At 45.9% G+C, this 16,515-nt stretch carries 16 protein-coding genes and 2 tRNA genes; 5 read left to right on the plus strand and 13 right to left on the minus strand.

Features of this window, described 5'->3' with window-relative positions:
• Positions 1-574 precede the first annotated feature (574 nt).
• Both LX24_RS05385 and LX24_RS05390 read left to right on the plus strand, forming a co-directional pair.
• Positions 575-648 (plus strand) — tRNA-Gly (locus LX24_RS05385).
• A 7-nt stretch (positions 649-655) separates the two neighbouring features.
• A tRNA-Arg gene (locus tag LX24_RS05390) sits at positions 656-732 on the plus strand.
• A gap of 173 nt (positions 733-905) precedes the next feature.
• Here the strand turns inward: LX24_RS05390 and LX24_RS05395 are convergent.
• The 5 genes from LX24_RS05395 to LX24_RS05415 all read right to left on the minus strand — a co-directional run bounded on the left by LX24_RS05395 (position 906) and on the right by LX24_RS05415 (position 6,225).
• Positions 906-1,382, minus strand: coding sequence for a metallophosphoesterase (locus tag LX24_RS05395; RefSeq protein WP_166511127.1), 477 nt, complete (start codon positions 1,380-1,382; stop codon positions 906-908).
• Positions 1,383-1,476: 94 nt separating this feature from the next.
• The gene (locus tag LX24_RS05400; protein WP_166511128.1) at positions 1,477-2,133 is read right to left on the minus strand and encodes an XTP/dITP diphosphatase; all 657 of its coding nucleotides are present in this window, start codon (positions 2,131-2,133) and stop codon (positions 1,477-1,479) included.
• Between the two features lie 111 nt (positions 2,134-2,244).
• The gene (gene rph, locus LX24_RS05405) at positions 2,245-2,988 is read right to left on the minus strand and encodes a ribonuclease PH (RefSeq protein WP_166511129.1); all 744 of its coding nucleotides are present in this window, start codon (positions 2,986-2,988) and stop codon (positions 2,245-2,247) included.
• Between the two features lie 80 nt (positions 2,989-3,068).
• Positions 3,069-3,896: an MBL fold metallo-hydrolase gene (locus LX24_RS05410; RefSeq protein WP_166511130.1), complete on the minus strand. Its 828-nt coding sequence runs from the start codon at positions 3,894-3,896 to the stop codon at positions 3,069-3,071.
• A gap of 298 nt (positions 3,897-4,194) precedes the next feature.
• Entirely contained in the window at positions 4,195-6,225 is a 2,031-nt protein-coding gene (locus LX24_RS05415) for an SH3 domain-containing protein (RefSeq protein WP_166511131.1), read from the minus strand.
• A gap of 300 nt (positions 6,226-6,525) precedes the next feature.
• Between LX24_RS05415 and LX24_RS05420 the strand changes: the two genes are divergently transcribed.
• Positions 6,526-7,641: a Gfo/Idh/MocA family protein gene (locus LX24_RS05420; RefSeq protein WP_166511132.1), complete on the plus strand. Its 1,116-nt coding sequence runs from the start codon at positions 6,526-6,528 to the stop codon at positions 7,639-7,641.
• Between the two features lie 55 nt (positions 7,642-7,696).
• On the opposite strand, the gene LX24_RS05425 is transcribed toward LX24_RS05420, so the two are convergent.
• Positions 7,697-8,389: a GerMN domain-containing protein gene (locus tag LX24_RS05425; RefSeq protein WP_166511133.1), complete on the minus strand. Its 693-nt coding sequence runs from the start codon at positions 8,387-8,389 to the stop codon at positions 7,697-7,699.
• Positions 8,390-8,637: 248 nt separating this feature from the next.
• On the opposite strand from LX24_RS05425, the gene LX24_RS05430 reads away from it, so the two are divergent.
• Positions 8,638-9,642, plus strand: a complete 1,005-nt coding sequence (locus LX24_RS05430) for a L,D-transpeptidase family protein (RefSeq protein WP_243131627.1) — start codon at positions 8,638-8,640, stop codon at positions 9,640-9,642.
• A 6-nt stretch (positions 9,643-9,648) separates the two neighbouring features.
• Here the strand turns inward: LX24_RS05430 and LX24_RS05435 are convergent, their stop codons facing one another.
• The 7 genes from LX24_RS05435 to LX24_RS05465 all read right to left on the minus strand — a co-directional run bounded on the left by LX24_RS05435 (position 9,649) and on the right by LX24_RS05465 (position 14,785).
• Positions 9,649-11,010, minus strand: a complete 1,362-nt coding sequence (locus LX24_RS05435) for an APC family permease (protein ID WP_166511134.1) — start codon at positions 11,008-11,010, stop codon at positions 9,649-9,651.
• Between the two features lies 1 nt (position 11,011).
• A complete protein-coding gene (locus LX24_RS05440) occupies positions 11,012-11,371 on the minus strand; it encodes an SCP2 sterol-binding domain-containing protein (protein WP_166511135.1) in 360 nt (119 codons plus the stop codon).
• 34 nt (positions 11,372-11,405) lie between these two features.
• Positions 11,406-12,323 carry a quinate 5-dehydrogenase gene (locus LX24_RS05445; protein ID WP_166511136.1) on the minus strand — a complete coding sequence of 306 codons (918 nt, stop codon included), beginning with the start codon at positions 12,321-12,323 and terminating at the stop codon, positions 11,406-11,408.
• Between the two features lie 202 nt (positions 12,324-12,525).
• Positions 12,526-12,744 carry a hypothetical protein gene (locus LX24_RS05450; protein WP_166511137.1) on the minus strand — a complete coding sequence of 73 codons (219 nt, stop codon included), beginning with the start codon at positions 12,742-12,744 and terminating at the stop codon, positions 12,526-12,528.
• A gap of 77 nt (positions 12,745-12,821) precedes the next feature.
• On the minus strand, positions 12,822-13,217 hold the full coding sequence (locus tag LX24_RS05455) for a hypothetical protein (protein WP_166511138.1): 396 nt from the start codon (positions 13,215-13,217) through the stop codon (positions 12,822-12,824).
• Positions 13,218-13,413: 196 nt separating this feature from the next.
• On the minus strand, positions 13,414-14,028 hold the full coding sequence (locus LX24_RS05460; protein ID WP_243131628.1) for a GNAT family N-acetyltransferase: 615 nt from the start codon (positions 14,026-14,028) through the stop codon (positions 13,414-13,416).
• Between the two features lies 1 nt (position 14,029).
• Positions 14,030-14,785, minus strand: a complete 756-nt coding sequence (locus tag LX24_RS05465) for a CpaE/TadZ family protein (RefSeq protein ID WP_166511139.1) — start codon at positions 14,783-14,785, stop codon at positions 14,030-14,032.
• 263 nt (positions 14,786-15,048) lie between these two features.
• Between LX24_RS05465 and hcp the strand changes: the two genes are divergently transcribed.
• Complete coding sequence (gene hcp, locus LX24_RS05470) at positions 15,049-16,332, plus strand: hydroxylamine reductase (protein WP_166511140.1); 1,284 nt, start codon at positions 15,049-15,051, stop codon at positions 16,330-16,332.
• The last annotated feature ends 183 nt before the right edge of the window (positions 16,333-16,515 follow it).

Here is a 16,515-nt window from a genome sequence, read left to right on the forward strand (position 1 = left end):
GTTTAGCAAATTTTAGCGGTATTAAAATAGAGGCAATCTGTTCTAATGTGCAAATAAGCGCCTGCTTCATGCGGAAATAATGCGCTTATTTACACCAATTACCCAAAAATGTAAATCCTTATCGCTAAAAGGTAATCCCAGTTGCCTGCTTAGTGCCCAAATCAAATCATGTAAGTCGTTTACTTTGTTAGCTAACTGACCAAGAAATTCAACCATAATTAATACCAACCTCTTTTTATAATTTTGTAAAAAAATACTTTTTCAATATAATTATGAAAAAACTAACATCCAGGCAGAAAAACCTACCTGACAGGTAATTTATAGTCAGTTAATTACATGAAATAATTACTATATTACCATAAATGTATCTTGCTGGATATCTAGAGTTCAGGTCATGCTTGATGATGGGGATTGACAATACAAGTGTATGTCTTAAATACTAAAGCACGCCAGGTAAGTTTAAAAAAACCTTGCTTTTTATAAAATTTTTACTTTGACTCTATGAGAATTTTTCTGTATAATAATATTGTTCGCTTCGGAAAAGTGATTAATCTAAATATCCTTTCGTTACCGGGCGGGTGTAGCTCAATGGTAGAGCCCTGGCCTTCCAAGCCAGTCGCGTGGGTTCGATTCCCATCACCCGCTCCAATTTTATCTCCCGGTAGCTCAGCTGGATAGAGCAACGGACTTCTAATCCGTGGGTCGGGGGTTCGAATCCCTCCCGGGAGGCCAAAAAGCCAGTATACGCAAAGGTTTGCGGGTGCTGGCTTTTTCTAAGTATCACCTAACGGGAGCAAAGTGACAGTAAAGTGACATGTGAATATTTGGATGTTAACAAAGCCAGGGTAATAAATAACCCTGGCTTTCGGCATTTACCCCGCCAATATGCGGGGCTTTATTACTAACTATGACATCGAGATAATCTGTCCTTTTACCCCGTTATCACTAATATCCAGTATGCCAAAACCGGCTTTTATGCCGTTCGGGGGCCGTGATGTGCTGCCGGGGTTAAATAACAGCAGGTTATTTTCCCAGGTATTGATCGGTACATGGGTATGACCGAATACCACCAATTGAGCACCTAACTCCTGGGCACGGTAATGCAACATTTGTAGGGTGCTTTTGACCCGGTAAAGGTGGCCGTGGGTTATAAAAATTTTAACTCCATTTAGGGTAATTAGTAGTTCTTCCGGCCCCTGGCCTGGCATATCGCAATTACCCGGTACCGCATAAACCGGTACTTTGATGATAGAACCTATATGTAATGCATCACTATATAAATCACCGGCGTGAATTAAAGCATCTATCTGTCCCATTCTAATGATTGCTTGTCTGGTCGCCTGTAATGAACCGTGTGTGTCACTTATAACACCAATGCGCATAACCACAACCTCCTTTTTGGTTAACCAAACCGCACCAACATTTGACCTGCTGTTTTACATCAAGTTTGGATGGTGTGGTTAACGGTTTATATATTTACCCTTGTGCCGCAGCAGCCAAAATTGCTTTAACCTTTTGCAGTGCGCGGCCCCGGTGGCTAATGGCATTTTTGGTGCTACTGTCCAACTCGGCAAATGTCCTGTTATACTCCGGCACTAAAAACAACGGATCATACCCGAACCCATTCTCTCCCCGGGGTGTCTCAATAATAACCCCTTCACAGGTACCTTGAGTGGTGGCCACTTGGCCGTCGGGGGTAGCCAGGGCCACTACACAGCAAAAGCGTGCTGTGCGTTTTTGTCGCGGCACGCCGTCCAGCAGTTGTAGGAGTTTAAGGTTATTGGCTGTATCATCATGTTCCTGTCCCGCAAAACGGGCCGAGTGTACTCCGGGAGCCCCGTCCAGGTAATCCACCACTAACCCGGAATCGTCGGCCAAGGTAATTCTTCCTACGGCAACGGCCACCTCTCTGGCTTTTTTTACTGCATTGGCCTCGAATGTATCGCCGTCCTCTACTACTTCAGGTACATTAGGGTGGCAAGCCAATGATACTACAGCAAAACCCGTTCCCGTCAGCAGTTGCTGTAATTCCCGCACTTTCCCCTCGTTACGGGTAGCTAAGACTATAGGATCGGACTTAAACTTTCTTATACTAACAATAATATCATGGTAGTCTGAAGTGTATATACTCATGTTATAATCTCCCTCAATGCTTTATCTTATGGAAGCAAGGCATAATGTCCTCCAACTCGGCTTTATAGGAGGTCTCTTTAGATATATTGAATAGCCGGCTTTCTATTATGTTTATGTACCTATTGTATCGGCTATTGCGCCTAGAATTTTCTTTTGATATTCCACCAATTGCTTGATTCCTTGCTCTGCCAAATCTAGAAGTTGACTGGTTTCTTCTCTGCTAAAGGCGGCTTCTTCCCCGGTGCCCTGGATTTCCACAAACTGGCCATTGCCAGTCATTACAATATTCATATCTACCTCGGCGGCAGAATCTTCGCTATAGCAGAGATCCAGCATCAGCTCACCGTTGACTCTACCTACACTGGTGGCAGCCACAAAATCCCGTAGCGGTATTTTTTCCAGTTGGCCTTTTTGTACCAAATAGTACAGGGCATCCGCCAGAGCCACAAATGCGCCGGTAATGGATGCCGTGCGGGTGCCCCCGTCGGCCTGTATTACATCACAGTCCACGGTGATCATATGTTCGCCAAGCGCTTCAAGGTCGGTAACTGACCGTAGCGCCCGGCCGATTAAACGTTGTATTTCCAGGCTCCGCCCGTTTTGTTTACCCCTAACGGCATCTCTGATCATGCGCTGGCTTGTGCTTCTGGGCAGCATGCCATATTCGGCGGTAACCCATCCTCCTTTACCCTCCAGTTTGCGCCAACTGGGCAGGCGCTCCTCCACCGTAGCAGTGCAAATTACTTTAGTGTCACCAACCTCAATTAAAACTGATCCTTCGGCGTACTTATTATAGTTGCGGGTGATTTTCACTGGTCTCAGGGTGTTATTTTTTCTACCGTCTATTCTATGCATATAAATTTGCTTAAACCTCCCTGTGATGGTGTTGAAAATAAAGAGACGGAAGATAAATATAAATATAAATCTTAGTTTGGCTAGTAACACTTAAAAACTGCATCCTGTTTGGCGGCTAATACCGGTCCATCAAAGGACTCCCGGGCTTCGGTCAACAATTCATCGATATCGTATTCCGGCCAAAAATGTGTAAGCACTAGCTTTTTTACCCCGGTTTGCCGGGCTAACTCTCCGGCCTGCCGGGCTGTCATGTGTTCACCGGCCAGAAATTCTGAGTCTTTATCCATTCCGCTGGCCTCGCAAAGTAAAAGACCTGCGTTGCGGGCCGCATTTATTATGCTACTTGTGGGGGCGGTGTCACCGGAATAAAAGACTGACTTTTCCCCATGCCGGATCAACACTGCATAGCCGGGCATTCCGTGCATTGTTGATACGAAATGCAAGGTAATTTTATTAAGCCGGGCTACCCTGGCCGAAATGCTGAATAAATCACAGGTAGAAGGTGGCGGCCCGGGTATGTTATCGATTTTTGCTCCGGGTAATTCCACGGATGGCAGTTCTGCAATATTTACCACACTGAAAGCATCGGTATAACCGGCAAGCTGCCGGTATATTTCCACTGGTTCCGGTGGAACAAAAAGTTTGATGGAGCTATTCATACGACCATCACGCCTGGCCCCTGAAATGGCGTGACGCAGGCAGTGTATGTCAGCGTAATGGTCAGGGTGGTAATGGGTGACCACTAATCCGGTCAACTGACGGTAATCAATATGTTTTGCCAACCGGGCAAAGCTACCATGACCGGAATCCAACATCAGTGCAACTGATCCTGCTTGCAGCAAATAACCCGAGCAGGCCTCTTCCGGGCGGGGATAGGGTGCCCAGCACCCCAGTACGGTTAATTGCATACAGTCCTCCGAATGTTCCTAATAATTGTCATCATTAGTGGTTTGCAATAAAAAAACCGGATATACGCATTGGGCTAGCCAAAATTGTTCAAATCCTGAAAACCGGGGTACAGCGCATAAATAAAAATGTACTTTAATCACCACCATATTGTACCACTTTTTTATTAAAAACGCGTCTTTTTGATTAATAAACTTTTAACCGCAAATAACATTAATAAGATAACATTTGAAAATAAGAAAGAAGCCGCTGCTTGCTTTTGCAAACAACGGCTATTATTGATATATTTTATATATTTTATTAATTATTTGGTGCAAAATAGTTGTTTAGTGCTATGGCCAGAGCCTCGGCTACTTTGGCCCGTACTATTTCCTGCCGTAACATTTGTTCCTCCTCGGGGTTGGACACAAAGGCTACTTCCGCCAGCGCTGCCGGTACGGGAGAAGTACGCAATACTACAAAGTTCGATTGCAGTACACCCAAACTACGCCTGCCCAAGGCCCGAAGCAATTCCGATTGAACAGCTCCGGCCAGGCGCCGGTTGTCCGCTTGATCCACCCCTGGGGGAAAGTCTCCGGTATCTCTTCGGTAATAAGTGCTGGTACCATTTTTATCCCTGCTGACATTGGCATTGATATGTATGCTTAAAAACACATCGGCACCTTCACGCTGAGCTATGGCAGTGCGCTGATATAAATCAACAGACCGATCATCGCTTCTGGTCAGTACCACCCGGGCTCCGTTTTCATTCAGTAATTGCGCTAGCTTTAAAGCAATGTCCAAGGTTACATCCTTTTCCTGCAGTCCAGTGGGCCCGATGGCACCAGGATCGCTTCCGCCGTGCCCCGGATCTATGGCAATGACGCGTCCCTGCAAAAATTCCCCTACTTTCGGTACGTAAATATCCAGGTCCAGTTGTCTGCGATCTTCGGAAAGCTTGTCCACACTAACCACTGCTTGGTTTAAATCAAATACAACCCGTACTACCGGTGGGTCTTCCGCGAACAATCCGATACGCATTTGGTTTACCGCTTTGGTATTAACCAGTGACTTGTCAGGTAAATCACCAATATTGGTATTTTTCAAATCAATAACCAGCCGTTGGGGATTGGCCAGCAAAAACATATCGTAGTTCAGTTCTCCGGCAGCCTTGATGGACACAAGGGTGTGATCATTTTTTTGGTTGATTTCAATTCTTTTTAGGTTAACCGGCGCGCCCGGATTATTAGCATCACTTTGGTCGGTATCCTCGGTTTCCACAGGTGGATCTCCCGGCGATGGAGAAGCCTCGGCCTGTTCTATATCAACCAGCCAACCGGCGATCCAGCCAACCACGCCTCCCTCCAAACTGACTTTATACCAGTCACCGGTACGATCCAAAACTCCTAAACGCTGACCACGGCTCACTTGGCCCACTACATTGTGCTGGATGCCCGGGCCACCTCGTACATTAATGTTCACATTGCTATTGTTAATAACCAGCTGCACGTTACTGTTATTGCCTGTACCGGTACCACCAGCATCAATACTGTTACCATTGCCATTGTCTGCATCCTTTATGGATACATCACCATTGCCGTCCTGTGTAGGGATAACAGGCGAGGACTTTGGAACTTCACTTACGGAAGCTAGCCAACCCGCAATCCACCCGGATTTGCCGTCAGTCAAGTTTATTTTTAACCACTGGCCGTTAACTTCATCGACGGTATATTTAGAACCTTTATTTACCTTGGCTACAATATCATTTGAAGTACCCGGTCCTGATCGAACATTAACAATATCGCCGGTTACCGTGGCCTGCTTTACTTTGGCTATTCCAGTTTGGTTTTCAGAGGGACCGCTTGTCTGGTTATTGCTCTGTCCCTTTGCCGGCGTTTGTTGAGATGCCGCTTGCTGTTCAGCGGATTGTTGCACTTGTACCAACCAACCGGCAATCCACCCTGTGCCGCCGTCAGGTAATTGTACTTTTAACCAATCGCCGGAAACTTTCAGTACCGGCAATTTAGTACCTGTATTAACCCGGTTTAAAACCTTGTGGCTTGTCCCGGGACCATTTCGGACATTTACTGAATTAGATTTAACCACGGCATAGCCTGTGGGTGTGTCAGCTTCCGTTTTAGCCTGCACCAGCCAACCGGCAATCCAGCCCTCCAAGCCGCCCACCTTGATCTTGTACCAGTCACCGCGCTTATCAATGGCTGTGAATTGTTCTCCCTTATGAACACTGCTTATAATATTTGTACTGGTGTCCGGACCGCCGCGTACATTGACGGTGCTGCCGGTCACCGTCAGTTTGGTGGCCGCAGAAGCCCCTGATAATAATAAAAACATTCCTGCCGTAAACAGGCATGACAAAACTAAACCCTTTTTAACTTTTTGTTTCCAGTTCCATCGTTTTCCCATGATATATTTCCTCATTTCCCAAAGATTCTCTGACATGCCTATTATTCTACAAAAAATTCAAAATACCTGTCTGATATGTTATTGGTAAAAAATATTAGAAAAAGCATAATTAGATAAATTAATGACGTTTTTAAATAACAAAATGTTCCCTTTTCAGTGGGGAAAATGGATAGTTTGTCTAATTCGGCTCATAATAAAAAATAATCTTTGAAACTGGAGGAATATACTATGGATAAGCTGAAAGTGGGGATTATTGGCACTGGCCTGGCTTTTTCGCGATTACATTATCCAGCTTACCAGGAGCTGTCCGATAAATATGAAATTGTGGCTCTTTGCGACCCCGAGCCTGATAAGACCCGCCCATGGGCAGAGCGACTGGGATTAAGCGGCGGTAGTGTTTATACCGACTATCGCCCCATGCTTTGGAGGGGCGACATCAATGTATTTGATATTATGGTGCCCATTGAACATAATTTTCGGGTTACCGAGGATGTAGCCCGGGCGATAGCCCGCCAGCCCGGCCGGGCCATCATTTGCGAAAAACCACTGGCCGCTAATTACGAACAGGCCAGAGCCCATGCGGAACTGCCCAGTCGCTACGGTGTACCCATTATGATTGCGGAGAACTACCGGTATAGTGAGGAAATTAACATTATCCGGGATTTGGTTAGACAGAAAAAAGTAGGTGAAATTGTTTATTTTATATATAACCGTGTGGTATGTTTTCCGGAGGAAATGCTAAAGAATCAATTTGCCCGGGAGGAGTGGCGCCAACATCCGGTATTTGCCGGGGGGGTAATCATGGACAGCGGAGTGCATGATGTTGCTGCTTTGCGCCATATATTCGGAGGTATTGATAAGCTGCATGCTTTTGGGGTGCCCCAGCGCGATGATTTCGCACCCTATGCGGTGGTTACTGTGAATATGTATTTTAAAAACGGTATAATAGGGAATTTCAGCTTTTACAGCGCGGGCAAGGAAATGCAGCGCCCCCTCATCGGCTTGCGCATATTTGGCACAGCCGGGATGATTTACCTTGAGGAAAGTGACTGTGGAACCATTAATGTAGCGTATAATGACGGCCGGGCGGAGCAAATCCATTACAGGCCGGGGCGTGGTTATTATAATGAATTGCTAAATCTTTACAATGCCATGAAAGGCCTGGAAACCATTTCCGTCACTCCGGAAATAGAATACGGGGACGCCAAGACGATTCTGGATATTCTGCGTTCCATTAAAAACGGAGGGGTTGTAGCAGTGGACAATACAGGTGACTATATTCCCCACTACCGCTCGTTTCAACAACCGGCTCAGTTTGAATATCATCAACTGAAATGGCACTAAAGCTATTGAATTATAAATGCGCCTTTGAATTATGCGGCGATCACCTATCAATATTTTATTGTACCGGGGTGCCGGCCCTGATGATTTCATCGTCTCTTGTTATGGGAACACTGACATCCAGGTGCCCGGCAATGGAATCAACCACTTGACCCTCGACTAATATTTGTACCCGGTTAATGCTGCTAAATTGGGTTAAGGTATTTACTATTGAATACACTGTGGCGTTTTCCGCCCCTGACCCTCCGCTGTGCTTGGCAACAAGTTCCCGGCTGAAATTTACTATACAGAGTCCATCTTTGATATTGATGTCCAGCAGGCGAGTACCGTCGGGTATTGTGGCCGCCAAGGATTGGCTTTGTGGCCCACGGCATAATTCATAAATAGCCTGCCGGGCAATACCAGGTATCTTTTTAACAGTTCGTTGCTCGGCCTGTAAATAACCATTATTATTGGCAAAATACAACACTATGGTGGTATTTGCCTCCTGGGTCAGCGCAGCAGGTGCAGCATGGTTTCCCGTAGTGGATGCGGGTGTTGCGCTACTTCCGGTGCCCTGACTGTCAGTAGCCGGCATGTGGTCTGAATCTGCTGTGGCTAAATTATCGCCTGAAGGGTCCTGTAATTCTTGTCCTTGCACCTGCTTTTCGTTATCATCTTGGATATTGTTCGCTTGACCGGCACAGCCTGACGAATACATGACCACCATGATCAGTGCCATGTAAATGAAAAATTTAATTGCCGCCTTCATCTTAAACCGTCCCCCTCCCAAAAGAGTTTGTCCATTTAATCTTATGGACCGAAATGCCGGTTTATGACAAAAATACATTGGAATATGTTTGGTATGGCAGGGGGAAAATAAATTCAAGTTTGACTTGTAAATCAAATAGGAAGCAAGAGATAGGACATATAAGTTAAGGCTTGAAATCGTCCATTAGCTTCTGCAGGTTGAAGCGGGAGCAGTGGAACCGTCCCCCTGCTTCCGTCTTGGAGGAGAAAATGGCAAGTATGATCAACATTGATTATTTTGCTTCTATGGGCAGGTTTAGCGTTATAAGTTTAATAATTATTATTATTGGGGCACTGATTATAGCCATAGCTTTGGGCACCGGTCAGGCCTGGGCTGCTTTGGGTACAGCGCCCGGTTGCCCTTATTACTCCCCGGAGCTGGAAATGCAGCGCGTTTTAAGGGCTATGGAACCGGTTCCCGCTGGTAGGGATGTGGCTCTATTGCAACAACGTTTAAAGGAATTGCAATATTATCGGGGACCCATTGACGGTGAGTATAAAGCAGCTACAGTGGAAGCAGTGAAAAAATTTCAATTGTCACGGGGGCTAGATCCCGATGGTGTGGTGGAGGAATTTGTCTGGCGGGAGTTGGATGAAGCACAGTCCGTAATAGGGACACAAAGTAAGACACCGCCACCCCCCGGTGAAGTAAGTATAGTTGTGGATACTTACCGGCGCAAGTTGACAGTGATGTCAGACGGTGAACCATATAAACAATACCCAGTGGCAACGGGTAAGTATGAAACCCCTACGCCCATAGGTAAGTTTAAAGTTTTGCGCAAGGCTATGAATTGGGGTACGGGGTTTGGCACCCGCTGGATCGGGCTGACGGTGCCCTGGGGTGTATATGGTATCCATGGCACCAATAAGCCTCACGCCATTGGCAGCTATGCCAGCCACGGCTGTATCCGGATGAACAATCATAACGTGGAGGAAATATACCCCTGGGTAAAGCCAGGTACTATGGTGACTATAATAGGAAACCCATTCAAGTATCAACCTAGCCAATACCGGACTATGCGCCGGGATGAGCGGGGCAGCGACGTTATGGAGGTGCAACTGCGTTTACAGAAACTGGGCTTTTATACCGGTCCCATCGATGGTATATGGGGTGGTGGTATGGAAAAGGCAGTGCTTGATTTTCGCCAAAGCCGTGGATTGTCCAAAGATAATTCGGTCAATGCCGAGGTATATCATCTATTAGGTCTGCAATAAGCGACACTAATCCCCATTTTGGTCTGTTTTGCGGACCGCGGGGCGCCTGCGCTTGCGGATGGTTGCTTTTTGGGCTTGGTACCTGCGCTTAAGCTCGGGGACCACTACGTTTACATACCAGGTGCAAAACAACAGGCCCAATCCGATATATAACAATACCAGGGGCGAGATGGCAAATATAGCCATAGCCAGGCCGGTGAACACTACAACACATGTACCTGGTATAATATAGCCGGCTGGAATACGATAGGGGCGGTCAGCGGCCGGGTTCTTTTTGCGCAGCATAATTACCGCCATCGCCGCCAGAACATAGATAACACACTCCATAGCTGCGGCCATGTTCACCAGTATCAAGTAACGATGCGTTACCAGAACTACAACGGAAATAGTCAGGCCAATGACGAATATAGTGAGTATAGCCACCCAAGGTGTTACAAAGCGTATACTTACCTTGCTGAATACCTTCGGTAGCGCATGCTCCCGGGCCGTGGCATAAATAAATCGGGATACGCTAATTAAACCGGCGTTAAAAGTGGTAATGGAAGCCGTTAGAGTGAGAGCCACCATCCAGGCCACCCCGGCATCACCCAATATACTGCGGGCAAAAATTAATTGGGGTATAGGCGAACCGTCAAGCACATCACGGGGTACCACTGCGGTCATGGCCACAGTAAAAAGGGAGTAAATAACGCTTAATAAACCTATGGCCAGGAGCATTCCCCTGGAAATCAACCTGTGGTGGGTAACTTCCTCGGCTAATGGAGTTACCCACTCAAACCCTATAAACAAAAAAACACCCACTGCCACAGCGTTAACCAGCCCGACCACGCCGCCTGTAGCCAGGGGGGTGTCGAGATGAAAATCTACTTTTACCAGGGCGATAAATGCCAATGCCACCAAAGATAGTATCAAGCCATAAGTAAGTATATCCTGAAAGCCTCCGGCGATTTTAATGCCGACCACATTTAGTGTGGTGACAACGGAAAACATGGCCAGTATCCAAACCAATGCGGGCACGGCCGGCCAGATTTCGCTTAATACCTGAGCCAGCACGTAACTTTCGGCTCCAATTACTCCCATAATGACTACCATATAAAGCATGGACACGGTAAGTGCCAGCCGGTCATTAAAAGCCTTGCTGAAATAAAGGCGGATACCTGCCGCTGAAGGGGTCATGCCATTTAATTCACTAAAACAAAGAGCCGCTGTCATACACAGCAGCCCACCGGTGAGGATAGCCAACCAAGCGGCATTGCCTGCCAGAAAGCTGGCCACTTGCACCGCCGCCACAAAAGTAGAGCTGGACAGCGTAAGGCCGGCGCTGGTGGCCACTATGGTACGCAGGGTAAGTACTTTTTTTAGCTGCAAATCACTCACCCCAGATCATTAATGAAATAAAATCCAGGCGTACAATATCATCCTCACTGCCCTTAATGACCAGGGTGCCGTTCATGTAAGGTTCAGTTGGAGTGATATCACCATAAAACAAATCGGCCAAAGTTTCGCTGTCCGATGTTACGACCAGATCGGCGTTTTGATTTTTCGGCCCGCCCTCGGTGATTGACAGCTCACCGTTTTGCAAAGTAAGGGTATGTTGAGACTTAATATCACTGGCTTCAATTAAAATGACCCGGTTCCAATCTTTGTTCATAATTTTAAGTTTTTTGTTTTTTTGGTACCCTTCGTTAAATGCCTGCAAACTGGCTGTAATTTCAGCGTGTGTAGCCATAATAACCTCCATAGCGTAAATAGGTTCAGGTTAATTAATTTGCCATTTCGATAATTCGGGGTTTAAAGTTCAATTTATTAATAATATCGCGGTATTCATCAGGGGTGATTTCTTCCCAAGATTTACCCAAAAGGGCCACCAGTACACCCTCGATTACATTAGTGCCGAAGGAACGGCCCTCGAACACTGGGGTAGTGGTCACCAAACAACTGGCACCGCTTTGCCGCAAAAGGTCAATATCTGCAGCGGTGGTGGTGTTGGTAATGATAATCTGCCCGTTAAGCTTGTCCGGTAAATAACGCTTGATAAAATGGAAATCGCCCGCGATTATCTCGGCATCATGGTAGTACTGTGCAAATTTCTGGGCTTTCTCTTCATCTCGTGATTCCTGTTTTTTACCGGTGGGATAAAGCATGTGAAAAGGTAATTTGGTCATTTCAGGCAGCAGCCTGGCGGCGGTTTCCTCCAGTTCCTGCACAGTTTTAATGGGATATGGAATACCCGCGGCAAAAATTAAATCACCAAAGGTAACATCACATTGAGCTTCTGCAAAGGCTTCAGCCATTCCGAACCGGTCTACTGCGCTGACCATGAGTACCCGGGTACCCTTTTTTATAAAGTTAGTGTTTTGTAGCAAATACGTAACAACTTCTCGCTCCAAAGTATTTTTCAAGCCGCTGCCGTCTACTACCGGGGTGATTTTTACGGCCTCCATTAGTTTTAAACCGTCTTTAAAGGCATATCTTTTATTGCCGGCGTAGACATATATATCAATTCCGCCCAGGCCGATGGCATCCACTTGTCCATCCAGTTGCTGCAATTTAGCCATAGCTTGCTCAAAGTTGCCGTCCATGCCCAAGCGGCTGATCTCAAACTGTTCGCCCAGCAATTCCACCTGCACCTGGTGATCCCGCCTGGATGAACCCAGGCTGACACTGACCACGCGTTTCAAACCCCAAGACCTCCAATCATCACTTTAATGTTTATTTTCCTTAGTTACCTTTATTTTTCTTTTAGTACCTTACCATTGTAACCAAAAAAATGAAAAAAAACAAGTTAAGCTGTTTTTGCTGACATATAATGCGCTATAAACAAGATACCCCCGGTTAGAGTAAATAACCGGGGGGGTTAATAATTTATACAAAGTTTTTATCTTACATGGAGTTATTGCCGAGAATATCGTTAGCATTTACCTGCTGAGCGTCCTCGAGCACATCCAGGGCATCATCAAGGGTGTTGATGTATCCGGATTCCAGCACATTTAACCACCTGGGCGTAAGTATGGGAACTTCTTGGTCACCGCGTATTTGGTTCACGGTTTGGGAAAAGTTATTTTGTTCAATCCAGGACAAATTATTTTGGTTATCCGACATTTCTACTAAACCCCCGTTTTGTATGTTGTTCGATTGGCAGCAAAATGTTCGGTAATATACAAAGCGTTCATTATTGTTTATATTTTGCCCCCGTTACTTTTAATTATTTCCTCTGCTTGCCCGGCGTAATCACCGGTGGTTACAACGGTAACCATAAAAACGCTCCCCCCCGCTACACCGTAATCGTGGTTGCCGTATCCACTAACTGAAGGGTCGGCGCCCAATAGTACTCTGGTATCGTTATCCACAAAACTATCGGTGCCGGCGGAATAAAGGGTGAGCCCGGTAATGGTTTCCGCCCGCCCCATCAGGGCATTATTTATTTCTTTATCATTGGTTGCACCGAACCGGCTTACCCGGTCCACCTGTACATTATTGTAGCCACTTTCCCTTAACTCTTTTGCCGCCAACTCGGCTGCGTCGCTATTAGGGAAATAAGCCAATAGCGCCCGTTCACTAGGTGCTAGTTGCATACTTGGCCCTCCTTTATTTAATCAACTTTGTTATCGAAATTAAGCATAGTTTTTGTGCACCGGGGGCCAGTAATTCTTTTTATTAGATATTTTCTAACGGTAAAAAGCGGCAACAAGTAATGTCAAAAAAAACGCTGCGTATCGCAGCTGCCATTGTGATTTTCTTTATTCAATTTATAAAAAAGCTTAACGCTTATTAAAGCATTATTTTGCTAAATGCCAGTTGTTCAAAAAGCATTAGATCATCACTTGTAACCTTCGAACCATAGCGGGCCATCAATACATTAGCCGGGTGTTCTAAAATATCGGGGTCGTCAGTCGGTTTGGCAACAAAGCCGACTTTTCCGAACAATCGATCTAGCATTTTCCGGTATTCCCAAATATCCAACTGGTTGCCTTGAATGTCCCAGTGCCGAAAATATTCGGTGGTTATCACAATGTTTTTTTCCATTAATCCGCTTCCGAAAGCAAATTTCAGCAATTCAGAAGCCACCCTTTGTTGTCTAAAACTATTGGCCACTTCAATGCCGCCCAGTTCCAGCACTGCGGGGTGTTTACGCCATCGGCTGTACTCATCGGGATAGTGGAAGGTGACATAGCCGATTATTGTTTGGTTAATACGAGTGATAAATACCATGCCCTCGGGTGAATCCGCAATAAAACCAAGGGCAATTTTTTGTTTTTCGGGCTGTCGAAAATTGTTTAATTCGTGGTGCATGGAATAACCAGTTAACTGTTCCTTAGCCAGTTTTTCAAACACCAGTGTGCCAAACATTGTTTCAACAGCTAAGGGTAAAACTATTTTAGACAAGTTAATCTTCACTCCATATTTTTTGGGCTATATTACCTATTTCCTCCGTAAAACGATTGCTGCGATCCATGGTAAAAATTCTGGCGTGACCTTTTTTCCCTGATAAATCCGGGTAATTTGGAAGTACTCCGTAAAGGGATATCCCCAGTGCACGGCTTATTTCCAGAGGATCCTCTTCCGCATAGGTGGGATAACGGTTCAGCACCAACCCGAACTGATCCGGATTGAATCCTTCATCCTGCAGCAGGCGTATAAAAGCCTCTGCATTGGGCAAAGAAAAACCAAAAGGTTCGGCCACCAAAAGTACCTTATTCATTCTGAGCAGTGCGTTAAACGTATAATCACGTACTTTTCCATTGGTATCAAATACCAGCACATCATAAGGTGTTGCCAGCAGACTGCGCATTATGACATCTATACCGTATAACAACAATGGGGAACTGTCTAAATTGTCCGCCGTGTTACTGGCCAGCACTGATAAACCATCAAATTTTTGTACATATGGCTCTATTTCATCCCGGGTATAATTAATGTTCCAGAAAGGTAAACTATCAAGCTTTTTGAATATATCCGTCAGCCATGTACCAATGTTCGGTGAACTGTTAAGGCCCAACTTTTCGGTAAGCTGTCCCTTTGTCAGATCTAAATCCACCAGCATTGTGCTGCGGCCCTGCAGATGAAAAAAACCGGCCAATTCTTTAGCTACGGAGGTTTTACCCGTACTGGCGGTACAACCATAAACTGCCACCGCTTTCATACTACCCCTCCCTTACACTAAAATTCACCGGATACCTACCTTTTTCCTTTAAAAATAACCTGGTTTTAAAAATATTTATTAATACTGTAGGGACAAGTTTTATTGGTCGTTGCGATTAAGTTGCGATTAAATTAATTGCTCTTGTGATAAATTTAAATTCCCGGGTGTGATCTAGCTCATATTGGAGGGCAGCGAAATTAGGTAAATTATTAATAGCAAACAACAGCAACGAAAAAAATTAAATCCAAGGGAGGAATATTTATATGTTTTGTTACCAATGTGAACAAACGGCAGGTGGAACCGGTTGCACCAAAGTGGGGGTTTGCGGTAAGAATGAGGATATCGCCAGTTTACAGGACGCCCTGATAATCGGGCTAAAAGGTGTGGCCGCTTATGCATACCACGCCAGGGAACTGGGCCTGCGCGATGAAAAGGTGGATGCCTTTATGCATAAAGCGCTGTTTACCACTCTTACCAACGTCAACTTTGATCTGGATGACCACGTAGCAAAAGTGCTTGAATTGGGAGAAATAAATCTGATGGCCATGGAAATGCTGGATAAGGCCAATGTGGGGCGATTTGGTTCCCCGGAACCCACCCAGGTGTTCACCGGCTTTAAACCCGGCCCGGCCGTTTTAATCACCGGCCATGACTTGTTAGATATGTATGAACTACTGGTGCAGGCGGAAGCGGCCGGGGTTAACGTATACACCCACGGCGAAATGCTGCCGGGACATGCTTATCCGGAACTGAAAAAGTTCAAAAATCTAGTAGGGCATTATGGCACCGCATGGCAAAATCAAAAGAAAGAATTTGAGGAGTTTCCGGGTGCTATTCTGGGCACCACCAACTGTGTGTTGCTGCCCAAGGAGTCCTACAAGGACCGCATGTTCACCTGCGGTGTTGCTAAACTGCCGGGAGTTACCCATATTGAAAACCGGGATTTCACTGCAGTAATTGAAAAGGCCAAATCCCTGGGTGCGCTGCCGGAAAAAGAAGGTGGCACACTGACAACCGGCTTCCACCACAATTTTGTGCTGTCCATTGCCGACAAAGTAGTGGAGGCTGTCAAAGCCGGTAAAATTCGCCACGTTTTCCTGGTGGGCGGCTGTGAAGGTGCCAAGGCTTCCCGTAGCTACTATACCGAATTGGTGAAACAAATACCCCAGGACTGCATAATAATTACCTTGGGTTGTGGCAAGTATCGTTTCAATTATCTGGATCTGGGTGACATTGACGGCATTCCGCGCCTGCTGGATATGGGTCAGTGCAACAATGCTTACTCGGCTATCCAGGTGGCGGTGGCGCTGGCCAAGGTATTTAACTGCGGTGTCAATGACCTGCCTCTGAGTCTGGTGCTGTCCTGGTTCGAGCAAAAAGCGGTATCCATATTGTTTACCCTGCTGCACCTGGGTATCAAGAATATCCGCATCGGCCCGTCGGCCCCGGCATTTTTGACACCTAATGTACTGGCCGTTATTCAGGAGAACTACAACCTTCAACTCATCACCACACCGGAGAACGATTTGGAAAAAATGCTTGCGTAAGAGTGTAAGTTAATTAAATAGTTAGTAACCTCAGAAAGTAAAATGGCCCAAAGGGGCTTATGTAAGAATCTCTAAATGAGGTGACTTTACAGGTGCAATATAATAAAAACATTTTGCGTCAGTAAGGGATGGCAGCTTGCCATTCCTTACTTTTTTTGTGCTTATTTTAGTATAATGATTGTT

It is taken from the genome of Desulfallas thermosapovorans DSM 6562, assembly GCF_008124625.1.
Classification (GTDB): Bacteria; Bacillota; Desulfotomaculia; order Desulfotomaculales; family Desulfallaceae; genus Sporotomaculum; species Sporotomaculum thermosapovorans.